Genomic DNA, 14,295 nt, shown 5'->3' with positions numbered 1-14,295 from the left:
AGCAGGGAACGTGCGAATCGGGACAGACGTCGACGGTCAAACCCTGGCGTTACGGACATGGGGTGCGGAGGGGCCACCCGCGGCCCGGCACGCTGGGTGACGAAGGTCACGCGTGCGGCCGTTCCGCGGATGGCCGGTCCTGTTCCATGGATGGCCGGTCACAGAGGCACGGACAGGGTCGGACGACGGGGCACTGACGGGACCGCGGCCCGGGTCGTGACCCTGGACACGGACCGGACCGCGGCACGGGTCACGGTCCGGTGATCAGCGTCCGCAGGAAGGGCACGTCCACGTCCTCCAGGGAGCGGACCACGACCCGGCCGGCCGAGGGCGCGATCGGGGCGACCGAGGGGACGGCCACCACGCGGCAGCCGGCGGCCTCGGCGGCCGCCACGCCCGTCGCGGTGTCCTCGATCACGGCACACAGCGCCGGCTCGGCGCCGACCCCGGTCGCCGCGGTCAGATACGGCTCGGGGTGAGGCTTGGTGCGCAGCACCTCGTCACCCGCCACCGTGAGGGTGAAGCGGTCACGGCCGAGCGAGGCGAGGACCCGATCGATGATCCGGCGGTGCGAGGCGGAGACCAGTGCGGTCGGGATGTTGTGGTGCGCCAGCTCGGCGAGGAGCCGCTCGGCGCCCGGCATCAGCGGCACGCCCCGGCCGATGCGCTGCTCGAACTTCTCGTTGAGCAGGACCGTGAGCTCGGGAAGCGTGATGTCGGCGCCGGTGGCCTCGATGAGGTAGCCCGCGCTGCGGGTCATGGGGCCGCCCACCACGATGTCGCGCCAGGCCTCGTCCAGCCGGTGTCCGAGGTCGGCGAAGACCTCGACCTCCGCGTCCCACCAGAACCCCTCGGTGTCGACGAGGGTGCCGTCCATGTCGAGGAAGACCGCTTGCAGGGCGGAGCTTCCATTGGCGCGGAACAAGGACGCGGGGACCGTACTGGTCATCCGGCACACCTCCATGGAGGGACGAGAAGGCCGGTCTCCCTCCCCGGTACGGGGGTAGGGCGACCGGCCTGCACTGGACCGACCAGTGTACGTCCGGATCACCGAAGGTGCCCTGATTTACTCCCGGTGCGGGTGTTACCGCGCGTTGAAGTACTTCGCCTCGGGGTGATGGATCACGATCGCGTCGGTGGACTGCTCGGGGTGGAGCTGGTACTCCTCCGACAGCTGGACGCCGATCCGCTCGGGGCCCAGCAGATCCGCGATCTTCGCCCGGTCCTCCAGGTCGGGGCAGGCCCCGTAACCGAGCGAGAAGCGGGCGCCGCGGTACTTGAGCGCGAACATGTCCTCGACGTCGGCCGGGTCCTCGCCCGCGAAGCCGAGCTCGGCGCGGACGCGGGCGTGCCAGTACTCCGCGAGAGCCTCGGCCAGCTGCACGGAGAGTCCGTGCAGCTCCAGGTAGTCCCGGTAGGAGTCGGACTCGAACAGCTTGGCGGTGGCCTCGCCGATCTTCGAGCCCACGGTGACGACCTGGAGGCCGACGACATCGGTCTCGCCGGACTCCTCGGGGCGGAAGAAGTCCGCGAGGCACAGGCGGCGGCCGCGGCGCTGGCGCGGGAAGGTGAAGCGGGTCCGCTCGTTGCCGGCCTCGTCGAGGATGATCAGGTCGTCGCCCTTGGAGACACAGGGGAAGTAGCCGTGGACGACGGCCGCCTCCAGGAGGTTCTCGGTGTGCAGCTTGTCCAGCAGACCGCGCAGCCGGGGCCGGCCCTCGGTCTCGACCAGCTCCTCGTACGTCGGACCGCCCGCACGGGCCTGCTTGAGTCCCCACTGGCCCTTGAACAGGGCGCCCTCGTCCAGCCAGGACGCGTAGTCCTTCAGCGGGATGCCCTTGCTGACGCGGGTGCCCCAGAACGGCGGGGTGGGCACCGGGTTGTCGACGGCGACGTCGGAACGGCCGGCGGGCTCGGACTCCTCCACCTGGAGGGCCGGCGTGTCCCGCTTGGCGACCCGGCGCTGCTTGAGCTCGGGCAGTACGGCCCCGGGGACACCGCGCTTGACGGCGATGAGCGCGTCCATCAGCCGCAGGCCCTCGAAGGCGTCGCGGGCGTATCGGACCTCGCCCTGGTAGATCTCGTGGAGGTCCTGCTCGACATAGGCGCGGGTCAGGGCGGCGCCACCGAGGATCACCGGGTACTTGGCGGCCAGCTCACGCTGGTTGAGCTCCTCCAGGTTCTCCTTCATGATCACGGTCGACTTCACCAGCAGCCCGGACATGCCGATGACGTCGGCGCGGTGCTCCTCCGCAGCCTCCAGGATCGCCGAGACCGGCTGCTTGATGCCCAGGTTGACCACGTTGTAGCCGTTGTTGGACAGGATGATGTCGACGAGGTTCTTGCCGATGTCGTGGACGTCGCCGCGGACGGTGGCGAGCACGATGGTGCCCTTGCCGTCGGCGTCCGTCTTCTCCATGTGCGGTTCGAGGTAGGCGACGGCCGTCTTCATGACCTCGGCGGACTGGAGCACGAACGGCAGCTGCATCTGGCCGGAGCCGAACAGCTCGCCGACGACCTTCATGCCGTCGAGCAGCGTCTCGTTGACGATGTCGAGGGCGGGGCGCTCCTGCAGGGCCTCGGCGAGGTCGGCCTCCAGGCCGTTCTTCTCGCCGTCGATGATGCGGCGCTTGAGGCGCTCCTCCAGCGGCAGGGCGAGGAGCTCCTCGGTCTTGCCGGCCTTCATCGACTTGGTGGTGGCGCCCTCGAAGAGGGCCATCAGCTTCTGCAGCGGGTCGTAGCCCTCGGCGCGCCGGTCGTAGATGAGGTCGAGCGCGGTGCTGACCTGCTCCTCGTCGAAACGGGCGATCGGCAGGATCTTCGAGGCGTGCACGATCGCCGAGTCGAGACCGGCCTTGACGCACTCGTCGAGGAAGACGGAGTTGAGCAGGATGCGGGCGGCCGGGTTGAGACCGAAGGAGATGTTGGACAGACCCAGCGTGGTCTGGACGTCCGGGTGGCGGCGCTTGAGTTCGCGGATGGCCTCGATGGTGGCGATGCCGTCCTTGCGGGACTCCTCCTGCCCGGTGCAGATGGTGAAGGTGAGGGTGTCGATGAGGATGTCCGACTCGTGGATGCCCCAGTTGCCGGTCAGGTCGTCGATGAGCCGCTCGGCGATGGCGACCTTGTTCTCGACGGTGCGGGCCTGGCCCTCCTCGTCGATGGTGAGCGCGATGAGCGCGGCGCCGTGCTCCTGGGCCAGACGGGTGACCTTGGCGAAGCGGGACTCGGGTCCGTCGCCGTCCTCGTAGTTGACGGAGTTGATGACGGCGCGGCCGCCGAGCTTCTCCAGACCGGCCTTGATGACGTCGACCTCGGTGGAGTCGAGGACGATCGGCAGGGTCGAGGCGGTGGCGAAGCGGCCGGCCAGCTCCTCCATGTCGGCGACTCCGTCACGGCCGACGTAGTCGACGCAGAGGTCGAGCATGTGCGCGCCCTCGCGGATCTGGTCGCGCGCCATCTCGACGCAGTCGTCCCAGCGGGCGTCCAGCATGGCCTCGCGGAACTTCTTGGAGCCGTTGGCGTTGGTGCGCTCACCGATCGCCATGTAGGAGGTGTCCTGGCGGAACGGGACCGTCTGGTAGAGCGAGGCAGCGCCGGGCTCGGGGCGCGGGTCACGCACGCCGGGGGTGAGGTCACGGACCCGCTCGACGACCTGGCGCAGGTGCTCCGGGGTAGTACCGCAGCAGCCGCCGATCAGGGACAGTCCGTACTCGCGGACGAAGGTCTCCTGGGCGTCGGCGAGCTCGACCGGGGTCAGCGGGTAGTGCGCGCCGTTCTTGCCGAGGACGGGCAGGCCGGCGTTGGGCATGCAGGAGAGCGGGATACGGGAGTGGCGGGCGAGGTAGCGCAGGTGCTCGCTCATCTCGGCCGGGCCGGTGGCGCAGTTCAGGCCGATCATGTCGATGCCGAGCGGCTCGAGCGCGGTCAGCGCGGCGCCGATCTCCGAGCCGAGCAGCATGGTGCCCGTGGTCTCGACCGTGACCGACACGATCAGCGGTACGTCGGCACCGAGCGCGTCGAGGGCGCGGCGGGCGCCGATGACGGACGCCTTGGTCTGCAGCAGGTCCTGGGTGGTCTCCACGAGCAGCGCGTCGGCGCCGCCGGCGAGCATGCCCTCGGCGTTCTGCTGGTAGGCGTCGCGCAGCAGGGTGTACGGGGCGTGGCCGAGCGTCGGCAGCTTGGTACCGGGCCCCATGGAGCCGAGCACCCAGCGCTGCTGTCCGGTGGAGGCGGTGAACCCGTCGGCGACCTCGCGGGCGATACGGGCGCCGGATTCCGACAGCTCGTACACCCGCTCGGGGATGTCGTACTCCCCCAGGGCGGCGAAGTTTGCGCCGAATGTGTTGGTCTCCACGCAGTCGACACCCGCGGCGAAGTACTCCTCGTGCACCGAGCGGACGATGTCGGGCCGGGTCACGTTGAGGATCTCGTTGCAGCCCTCGAGGTTCTGGAAGTCCTCAAGAGTGGGGTCCTGCGCCTGGAGCATGGTGCCCATGGCTCCGTCGGCCACGACCACCCGGTTCGCGAGTGCCTCGCGGAGGGCTGCGGCGCGGGTCCGGCTGTCAGCGGAAGGGGTCGGCGACGAGGCCATGGATGAGCTCCCTGGGATGCGACGGCTGTCGGCTTTGCACGCTCGGTGGAGGGTGCACGGAGCCAGACTAACCGCGTGGATGCCGGGGTGGACATCGCGTTCCAGTGGGCGGACGGCATCCTGTGTCCCGGGGCTCCCGGTCACGGCCGTTCATGCCCGACACTGTGTAGGTAAAAGACGGTCGGCATCGACCGATAGTGTTCAGCATTGTCGAACAGCATGATCCAAGCGATCCTGTTGCCCGAGGATCCACGGGACGACCGGGGATCGGGACATCAATGGACAGGGAGAAGGGCCGGGCGATGGCGAAGAACATCCAGTCGCTTGAACGGGCGGCGGCGATGCTGCGACTGCTCGCGGGCGGCGAGCGCCGGCTGGGCCTCTCCGACATCGCCTCGTCCCTGGGCCTGGCCAAGGGGACGGCGCACGGCATCCTGCGCACGCTGCAGGCCGAGGGCTTCGTGGAGCAGGAGGCGGCCTCGGGCCGCTATCAGCTGGGCGCCGAGCTGCTGCGCCTGGGCAACAGCTATCTGGACGTGCACGAGCTGCGGGCGCGGGCGCTGGTCTGGACGGACGACCTGGCGCGGTCCAGCGGCGAGAGCGTCCACCTCGGCGTACTGCACCAGCAGGGCGTCCTGATCGTGCACCACGTCTTCCGGCCGGACGACAGCCGGCAGGTCCTGGAGGTGGGGGCGATGCAGCCGCTGCACTCCACGGCCCTGGGCAAGGTCCTGTCAGCGTACGACCCGGTGGCGCACAGCGAGGTCCTGGAGGTGCCGCGCGAGGGCTTCACGCCCCGTACGGTCACCGAGCTCACGGAGTTCGAGTCGCTGCTCGACATGACGCGGGCCAAGGGCTGGGCCGCGGATGTGGAGGAGACCTGGGAGGGCGTGGCCTCGGTGGCCGCCCCGATCCACGACCGGCGCCGGATGCCGGTGGGCGCGGTGGCGATCACGGGCGCGGTGGAGCGGGTCTGCGACGGCGGCGAGCTGCGCTCCGAGCTCGTCGCGGCGGTACGGGACTGTGCCCGCGCCGTCTCCCGCGACCTGGGCGCCGGGCGCTTCTGACGGCGCCCCGCGCCACGCGTCCGATCCCGAGCTCCGGACCCCTCCGAGCAGGCGCACGCACGCGCGGGAGGGCATGGTGAACCCGTCGGTAACGATCCCGTTATCGGCGGGTTTTTCGTTACCGCAACCCTTGACGCGCTGTTAACCGGAGGGCAAAACTTCCGTTCATCGGTCGGCATTGTCGAACACCTACCGGCAATACGCGCTAGAGTGTGGCAGTGCCAAGGGCCGGCAACGCCCTCATCAGAGGGCGCGGACCACCGGAGGGACCCGGGGTTCGCCTTCCCCTGGACGAAGGACAAAGGAGTCGCGGGTGTCCAGCTCCGACATCTTCATCGGCGAGATCATTGGTACCGCCGTACTCATTCTGCTCGGCGGCGGTGTCGTCGCCGCCGTGGTACTCAAGCGCTCGAAGGCTCAGAACGCCGGGTGGCTCGCCATCACCTTCGGGTGGGGCTTCGCGGTCATGACCGCCGTGTACATGACGGGTACCCTCTCGGGCGCCCACCTGAACCCCGCCGTCACGGTCGGCATCGCCCTCAAGGACGGGGACTGGAGCAACGTTCCGGTCTACTTCGCGGGTCAGATGCTCGGCGCCATGCTCGGCGCGGTCCTGGTGTGGGTCGCGTACTACGGACAGTTCCACGCGCACCTCACGGACCAGGAGATCATCTCCTCGCCGCACGAGGAGGGCATGGTCGACCAGAAGTCCGCCCCCAAGGCCGGCCCGGTGCTCGGTGTCTTCTCCACCGGACCCGAGATCCGGAACGTCTGGCAGAACCTGGCCACCGAGATCATCGGCACGGTCGTGCTGGTCCTCGCGGTGCTGACGCAGGGCCTCAACGACAGCGGCAAGGGCCTCGGCGTCATCGGCGCCCTGATCACCGCCTTCGTCGTGGTCTCCATCGGCCTCTCGCTCGGCGGCCCGACCGGCTACGCCATCAACCCGGCCCGTGACCTCGGCCCGCGCATCGTGCACGCCCTGCTGCCGCTGCCGAACAAGGGTGGCTCCGACTGGGGGTACGCCTGGATCCCGGTCGTCGGCCCCCTGGTGGGTGGCGCCATCGCCGCGGGTATCTACAACATCGCGTTCGCCTGAGCCGTCCTTCCACCCAGACTTCCTTGGAGCACACCGTGACCGACGCACACATCGCCGGCTCTTCCTCCCACGGCAGCGGCCCGTTCATCGCCGCCATCGACCAGGGCACCACCTCCTCCCGCTGCATCGTCTTCGACAAGGACGGCCGGATCGTCTCGGTCGACCAGAAGGAGCACGAGCAGATCTTCCCGAAGCCGGGCTGGGTCGAGCACGACGCCGCCGAGATCTGGACCAACGTCCAGGAGGTCGTGGCGGGCGCCATCGCCAAGGCGGGCATCACCTCCGCCGACGTCAAGGCCATCGGCATCACCAACCAGCGCGAGACCACGCTGCTCTGGGACAAGAACACCGGTGAGCCCGTCCACAACGCCCTCGTCTGGCAGGACACCCGCACCGACGCCCTCTGCAAGGAGCTCGGCCGCAACGTCGGCCAGGACCGCTTCCGCCGCGAGACCGGTCTTCCCCTCGCCTCGTACTTCTCCGGCCCCAAGGTCCGCTGGCTGCTCGACAACGTCGAGGGCCTGCGCGAGCGCGCCGAGCGCGGCGACATCCTCTTCGGCACCATGGACTCCTGGGTCATCTGGAACCTCACGGGCGGTGTCGACGGCGGCCACCACGTCACCGACGTCACCAACGCCTCGCGCACCATGCTGATGAACCTGCACACCATGGGCTGGGACGACAAGATCCTGCAGTCCATGGAGGTCCCGGCCGCCGTGCTGCCGGAGATCCGTTCCTCCGCCGAGGTGTACGGCACCGTCAAGGGCGGCGTCCTGGACGGTGTCCCGGTCGCCTCCGCGCTGGGCGACCAGCAGGCCGCCCTGTTCGGCCAGACGTGTTTCGCCGAGGGCGAGGCCAAGTCCACGTACGGCACCGGCACCTTCATGCTGATGAACACCGGTGACAAGATCATCAACTCCTACAGCGGCCTGCTGACCACCGTCGGCTACCAGATCGGCGACGAGAAGCCGGTCTACGCCCTGGAGGGCTCGATCGCCGTCACCGGTTCGCTGGTGCAGTGGATGCGCGACCAGATGGGCCTCATCAAGTCCGCCGCCGAGATCGAGACCCTCGCGTCCTCGGTCGAGGACAACGGTGGCGCCTACTTCGTCCCGGCCTTCTCCGGCCTCTTCGCCCCGTACTGGCGTTCCGACGCCCGCGGTGTGATCGCCGGTCTCACCCGGTACGTCACCAAGGCGCACATCGCCCGCGCCGTCCTGGAGGCCACCGCCTGGCAGACCCGCGAGATCACCGACGCCATGACGAAGGACTCCGGCGTCGAGCTGACCGCGCTCAAGGTCGACGGCGGCATGACCTCCAACAACCTGCTGATGCAGACCCTCTCGGACTTCCTCGACGCGCCGGTCGTGCGCCCGATGGTCGCCGAGACCACCTGCCTCGGTGCCGCCTACGCCGCCGGCCTGGCCGTCGGCTTCTGGCCGGACACCGACGCCCTGCGCGCCAACTGGCGCCGCGCGGCGGAATGGACCCCTCGCATGGACGCCGACAAGCGTGACCGCGAGTACAAGAGCTGGCTGAAGGCCGTTGAACGCTCCATGGGCTGGCTCGAAGACGGATCTGACGAGGAGTAATTCGACATGACCACCCTGCAGAGCGTCCCCGCCCTGGGGACGCGACCGGCCGCCGGTTCCCTGCCGAGCCGCGCCGAGACCCGGGAACAGCTCTCCAAGGCGACGTACGACCTCCTGGTGATCGGCGGCGGCATCCTGGGCATCTCCACGGCCTGGCACGCCGCGCAGTCGGGTCTGCGGGTGGCCCTGGTGGACGCCGGCGACTTCGCCGGCGCCACCTCCTCCGCCTCCTCCAAGCTTCTCCACGGCGGTCTGCGCTACCTGCAGACCGGCGCGGTGAAGCTGGTGGCGGAGAACCACTTCGAGCGGCGTGCGGTCTCCCGTCAGGTGGCACCGCACCTCGCCAACCCCCTCACCTTCTACCTGCCCGTCTACAAGGGCGGCCCGCACGGCGCCGCCAAGCTCGGCGCCGGCGTCTTCGCGTACTCCGCCCTCTCCGCGTTCGGTGACGGCGTCGGCCACCTGCTCAGCCCGGCGAAGGCCGCGCAGGACGTGCCGGAGCTGCGGACCGACAACCTGAAGGCCGTGGCCGTGTACGGCGACGACCAGATGAACGACGCCCGCATGGCGCTGATGACGGTCCGCGCGGCCGTCGACGCCGGCGCCGTCGTCCTCAACCACGCCGAGGTCACCGGGCTGCGCTTCACCCGGGGCCGGGTCACGGGCGCGGAGCTGAAGGACCGTACGAGCGGCGACGAGTTCGGCGTCACCGCCCGTCTGGTGCTGAACGCGACCGGACCGTGGGTCGACCACCTGCGGAAGATGGAGGACCCGAACGCGGCCCCCTCCATCCGCCTCTCCAAGGGCGCGCACCTGGTCCTGAAGCGGACCTCGCCGTGGAAGGCCGCGCTGGCGACCCCGATCGACAAGTACCGCATCACCTTCGCCCTCCCCTGGGAGGACATGCTGCTGCTCGGCACCACCGACGAGGAGTACGAGGGCGACCCCGGCAAGGTCGAGGTGACCGAGAAGGACACCGCGCAGATCCTGGACGAGGCCGCGTTCTCCATACGCGACCAGCAGCTGTCACGCGACCTGATCACCTACGCCTTCGCGGGGCTGCGGGTGCTGCCCGGCGGTCCCGGCGACACCTCCAAGGCCAAGCGCGAGACGGTCGTCACCGAGGGCCGCGGCGGCATGCTGTCGGTGGCCGGCGGCAAGTGGACGACCTTCCGCCACATCGGCCGTACGGTGATGAAGAAGCTGGAGGCCCTGCCGGGCCACCCGCTGGGCGAGGACTACGAGTCCGTCTCGACGCTGCCGAAGCGGCTCCCGCTGCCCGGTATCGCCAACCCGAACGCGGTCGCGCACCGGCTGCTCGTCGACGGTCCGGCCCCCGGCCCGCGGATGGCCGCCGACACCGCCAAGCACCTGGCGACGCACTACGGTTCGCTCTCCTTCGACATCGCGCGGATGGCGAACGAGAACCCGGAGCTGGCTCGGCGCATCCACCCGGACGCACCGGAGATCTGGGCGCAGGTCGCCTACGCCCGTGACCACGAGTGGGCCGAGACGGCGGACGACGTGCTGCGCCGCCGTACGACGCTGACGATCCGCGGTCTGGCGACGGACGAGATCCGCGGCAAGGTCGAGGACATGCTCGGCAAGTAGCGGCTTGTAAGGGGCGGTCTCCAAGGGAGGCCGCCCCTTACGCGTTCGTGTGCCGAGGCCGGTTCCTGGGTAGTCGATCAAGGCCGCGAAGGCTCCCGGTGGTGCACGAGGGCTGCGGACGGACCGTCGGAAAGCCGTAAGGTTGGTCCGTACGACAGGAACTTCGAAAAGGAGGCACTGGGTGATCGAGCTCGAGGGGGTTCCCGAGCTGATCGACCCGGTCATGGTGGCCGCGTTCGAGGGCTGGAACGACGCCGGCGACGCTGCCTCCACCGCGGTCGCCCATCTGGACCGGGAGTGGAAGGGCGAGGTGTTCGCGGCGCTCGACGCCGAGGACTACTACGACTTCCAGGTCAACCGGCCCACGGTGTGGCTGGACAACGGTGTCCGGAAGATCACCTGGCCGACGACGAGGCTCTCCGTGGTCCGGGTCGGCGGCGACAAGCCGCGCGACCTGGTGCTCGTGCGCGGGATCGAGCCGTCGATGCGCTGGCGCTCGTTCTGCAACGAGATCCTGGGCTTCGCCCATGAGCTGGGCGTCGAGATGGTGGTGATCCTGGGCGCGCTGCTCGGCGACACCCCGCACACCCGGCCCGTCCCGGTCAGCGGGGTCACCTCCGACCCGGACCTGGCGCGGACGATGGATCTGGAGGAGACCCGCTACGAAGGGCCCACGGGCATCGTCGGCATCCTCCAGGAGGCCTGCACGCACGCGGGAGTGCCCGCGGTCAGCCTGTGGGCCGCCGTGCCGCACTACGTGTCGCAGCCGCCCAACCCCAAGGCGACGCTGGCGCTGCTCAACCGCCTCGAGGATCTGATCGACATGCGCATCCCGCTGGGCGAACTCCCCGAGGACGCCCGGGCCTGGCAGCTGGGCGTGGACCAACTCGCCTCCGAGGACAGCGAGGTGGCGGAGTACGTCCAGACGCTGGAGGAGGCGCGGGACACGGCGGAGCTGCCGGAGGCCTCCGGCGAGGCCATCGCCCGGGAGTTCGAGCGGTATCTGCGGCGGCGTGACGGCGGTCCCGGGCAGGGCCCGGGTCCCGGCCCCGGTCTCGCGACGGACGGCGGCGACACCTCGTATCTGAGGGACCCCGGCAGCGGCCGCACGCGGCCGCCGAAGCCGGAGCGGCCGGGGCCGGAGTCGGCCGCGGAATCGGCGCCGGAGCCGCCCCAGGAGGACGAGGGCTCCGAGGACGGCGACGGCGACGAGTGAGCCGTACGGAAGGGCAGTGAGCCGAAGGGGGCCGCACCGGGATCGGTGCGGCCCCCTTCGCCGCTCAGGCGCAGTGGAAGCGGGCGGCCGCCCAGTCTCCGTGGTCACCGCTCTTGGAGCCGTTGGTGTCGGTGATCCGGAGGCGGACATGGCGGGCGCCGGTGACGTCGACGTCGACCGGGACGGTCGCCGAGGCACCGGTCACCTTGGGTGAGGTCCACAGCACCCTGCCGTCGGCCTCCACCGAGAACGCGACCTCCCCGTAGCCGTTGATCTCGTCGTCGATACCCACCTCCGCGGTGAAGGCGGTGCAGCGGCCGCCGAGGTAGACCTCGATGTCGGAGTCGGCGTGGGCGCCGATGCCCTTCTCGTAGCTCTTTCCGGCCAGCGTCAGCGGGTGGCCGTCGCTCGCGCCCGACTCGCCGTTGGAGCGGTCGCGTTCGGGCGGGCCCCAGCCGTTGGTGGCCTTCAGCCACGTCAGGTCGCTCGCCCAGGCGTCGGCGCTCGGCGGCTCGGGCATCACCCCGACGGCGAACCGCTGGACGGCGGTGCGGTCCTGGCCCGCCGCGCGGTGGCGTACGGTCGCGCCGAGCGTGACCTCCCCGGGCTTCGCGTCCTTCGCCGGGGTGACGGAGACCTCGACCCGCCGCGTGGCGCCGGCCGGGATGCGGGCGACCGGTGCGGCCGGTGTGACCTGCCAGCCGTCCGGGGCCGAGAGCGAGACCTCGACGCCGGTGGCGTCCTTCGTCCCCGCGGTGACGTCGACGGCGACGGTGCCGGGCGCTCCCGCGCCGAGCTCCTGACCGGCCGGGACGGCGGCCGTCGCGGCGGCGCCCGGTACGGCGCCGCCGACCGCGCTGGTGTCCTCCAGTTCGAGGGTGAAGGCCCGGTCGGTTCGCTGGGAGGCGGTCTTGACCTTCACCACTCCCCCGCGGTCGTCGCGGTCGTACCACCAGCCCTGACGGGCGGCCTCGTAGGCGGCCTCGGAGGTGAGGCGGGGCAGCTCGCGCCCGCCGAGTTCGACCTCGCTCGGCGCGTCACCGGTGTGGACGGTGAACTGGTACGGCCGGGAGGGGGACTTGCCCGCGAAGGAGCCCTTGCTCGCGCCGATCCGTACCGTCACGTCACCCGCGCCGCGCTGGGGCGCGCGGACCTCGGCGGTCTGGGTGGCGTACTGGCCGGTGCGGTGGGCGCGGGTGACACCGTCGTCCTCGTACAGCTCGAACGAGGAGTCGCCCTGCGGGTAGATGTCCCAGGCCACCGGGGAGTCCGGGGTGCGGTCGGTGTACGAGCGGATGCCCCCGGGCCACATCGGGACGGTGGCGCCGGCCCGGACGAAGAGGGGCAGGGTGTCGAGCGGGGCGCTGTAGTCGTCGACGGTGACCGGGCCCTGGTAGGTGCGGCCGCTCCAGTAGTCGATCCAGGTGCCCTTGGGGAGGTAGATGCCGTCGCGCTCGACGGCGTCCTGGTAGACGGGGGCGACGAGGAAGTCCTCGCCGCTCAGGAACTCGTACTTCGCCGCGTCGGAGGCGGCCTCGGGGTCGTCCGGGTACTCCAGGACGAGCGGCCGGGCGAGGCCGACGCCGGTCTTGGTGGCCTGGTGGGCGTGCGAGTAGATGTAGGGCAGGAGCGACTCGTGGAGCTTCAGGTAGTCGCGGTTGACGGAGGTGTACGGCTCGCCGTAGCGGAAGGGCTGCTTGTCGTTGGCGGCCCAGCCGTCCATGGTCATGGTGACGGGCAGGAACATCTTCCACTGGAGGTCACGGGTGTACGTCTTGGCGCTGCCGCCGAAGATGCCGTCGACGTCGCCGGTGGTGTACGCGAGCCCGGACATGGAGGCGCCCGCGTAGGTGGGGATCTGCCAGCGGATGTACTCCCAGGTGCCGGACTGGTCGCCGGACCACTGGACGCCGCAGGCCTGCGCGCCGGACCAGCTCTCGGGGGCCCAGGTGAAGCCGCGGGCGTCGCTGTGGGCCTCGATGCCGGCGTAGGCGTCCTTGCAGCCGTCGAGCGCGAACTTGTAGCCCTCGCCGACCCAGGCGACGTCGAGCTTGGCGACCCGCTGGCCGGCCTTGACCTGCTCCTCCAGCTTGTCGATGCCGTCCTCGGTCCACAGGCCGAGTTCCATGCCGCGCTGCTTCAGGCCGGTCGCGGTCTCGGCGAGGTTCTCGTAGCCGCACCCGTAGCCGTCGTTGACGAGCATCCAGCCGTTGGGCATGTCGTGCTCGACGTAGCCGTCGGCGACCTTCAGGGCGTCGAGGGTGCGGCGCTCGCCGCGGTTGGCGTTGTGGAGGTAGCAGTCGGCGTCGCCGATCTCCAGCCCGTAGACGGGCGGCAGGAACGGTTTCCCGGTGAGGTTCGTGTACTGGCCGATGACGTCCTTGAGCGCGTCGGAACCGGAGCCGGCGAAGTAGTAGGCGTCGAAGCGCTGTTCGCGGGCGCTGGTGGTGACGGGCTCGCCGAAGACGTAGGTGTTCGGCGCGTAGGTGTTGCGGTAGACGCCGTAGCCCGCCGAGGAGAGGTAGAACGGCACGGAGTTGGGGTGGCCCCCGTCGTTCCAGTTGTAGTCGACGCCGACCTCGACGGTCTTGCCGCGGTGCGAGGTGTTGCCGCGTCCGTTCTGCATGCCGGCGCCGTAGAACTGCTCTTCGGCGCCGCGGGCCAGGGTCTGGGTGGTGCGTTCCTGGCTCCAGGTGAGGCCCTGGGTCTCGGACCAGAGCGGGGTGCCGTCGGCGCGGACGGCGGCGAATCGGAGGGGCGCCTTGTAGGCGCGCAGGGTCACCTTCGCCGTGGTGAGCTCGTAGCGGTCGCCGCGGTCGTACCAGCGGGTCCTGGGCGGGGCGCCCTGAGGACGGACGATGTCCTGTCCGGTGGGGTCGGTGAACGTCCCGTCGGGGGCCAGTTCGATGCGGAAGGTCTCGTCGGTGACGAAGCTGACGCGTGCCTTGGCCGGGCCGGCGGTCAGCCGGTAGACGGCGCCGTCGGCCTCGAAGCCGGTGAGGTCGCCGACGGTGGTGGGTGAGGGCTCGGCGGACTGGGCGCTTCCGGGTCCCGCGAACACCGCGAGAAGCCCGAGTACAGCGCCTGCGAATGCAGCCTTCATGCGCAATGTTGAT

Annotated in this window: 8 protein-coding genes; 5 read left to right on the top strand and 3 right to left on the bottom strand. The window is 70.3% G+C overall.

Translation table 11 applies throughout. The annotated features are described in order from the left end of the window. Nucleotides 1-250: 250 nt before the first annotated feature. Nucleotides 251-949: an HAD family hydrolase gene (locus ACZ3OF_RS23445; protein WP_361671067.1), complete on the bottom strand. Its 699-nt coding sequence runs from the start codon at nt 947-949 to the stop codon at nt 251-253. 135 nt (nt 950-1,084) lie between these two features. After that, nucleotides 1,085-4,594 carry a methionine synthase gene (gene metH / locus ACZ3OF_RS23440; RefSeq protein WP_467306576.1) on the bottom strand — a complete coding sequence of 1,170 codons (3,510 nt, stop codon included), beginning with the start codon at nt 4,592-4,594 and terminating at the stop codon, nt 1,085-1,087. A 302-nt stretch (nt 4,595-4,896) separates the two neighbouring features. On the opposite strand from metH, the gene ACZ3OF_RS23435 reads away from it, so the two are divergent. From ACZ3OF_RS23435 to ACZ3OF_RS23415, 5 genes are all read left to right on the top strand, one after another. Further along, complete coding sequence (locus tag ACZ3OF_RS23435) at nt 4,897-5,661, top strand: IclR family transcriptional regulator (RefSeq protein ID WP_361671418.1); 765 nt, start codon at nt 4,897-4,899, stop codon at nt 5,659-5,661. A gap of 313 nt (nt 5,662-5,974) precedes the next feature. After that, a complete protein-coding gene (locus ACZ3OF_RS23430) occupies nt 5,975-6,760 on the top strand; it encodes an MIP/aquaporin family protein (RefSeq protein ID WP_361439034.1) in 786 nt (261 codons plus the stop codon). A gap of 35 nt (nt 6,761-6,795) precedes the next feature. After that, nucleotides 6,796-8,352, top strand: coding sequence for a glycerol kinase GlpK (gene glpK / locus ACZ3OF_RS23425; protein WP_361671073.1), 1,557 nt, complete (start codon nt 6,796-6,798; stop codon nt 8,350-8,352). A 6-nt stretch (nt 8,353-8,358) separates the two neighbouring features. Beyond that, nucleotides 8,359-9,963, top strand: a complete 1,605-nt coding sequence (locus ACZ3OF_RS23420; protein WP_467306575.1) for a glycerol-3-phosphate dehydrogenase/oxidase — start codon at nt 8,359-8,361, stop codon at nt 9,961-9,963. A 181-nt stretch (nt 9,964-10,144) separates the two neighbouring features. Further along, the gene (locus ACZ3OF_RS23415; protein WP_389575229.1) at nt 10,145-11,179 is read left to right on the top strand and encodes a PAC2 family protein; all 1,035 of its coding nucleotides are present in this window, start codon (nt 10,145-10,147) and stop codon (nt 11,177-11,179) included. 64 nt (nt 11,180-11,243) lie between these two features. Here ACZ3OF_RS23415 and ACZ3OF_RS23410 read toward each other — a convergent pair whose 3' ends face one another. Further along, nucleotides 11,244-14,282 carry an NPCBM/NEW2 domain-containing protein gene (locus ACZ3OF_RS23410; protein ID WP_467306574.1) on the bottom strand — a complete coding sequence of 1,013 codons (3,039 nt, stop codon included), beginning with the start codon at nt 14,280-14,282 and terminating at the stop codon, nt 11,244-11,246. Nucleotides 14,283-14,295: the final 13 nt, after the last annotated feature.

It is taken from the genome of Streptomyces sp. NPDC022552 (genome assembly GCF_055561875.1).
The sequence above is the reverse complement of the archived record's forward strand: the minus strand, read 5'-3'. Positions and strand labels throughout refer to the sequence as shown.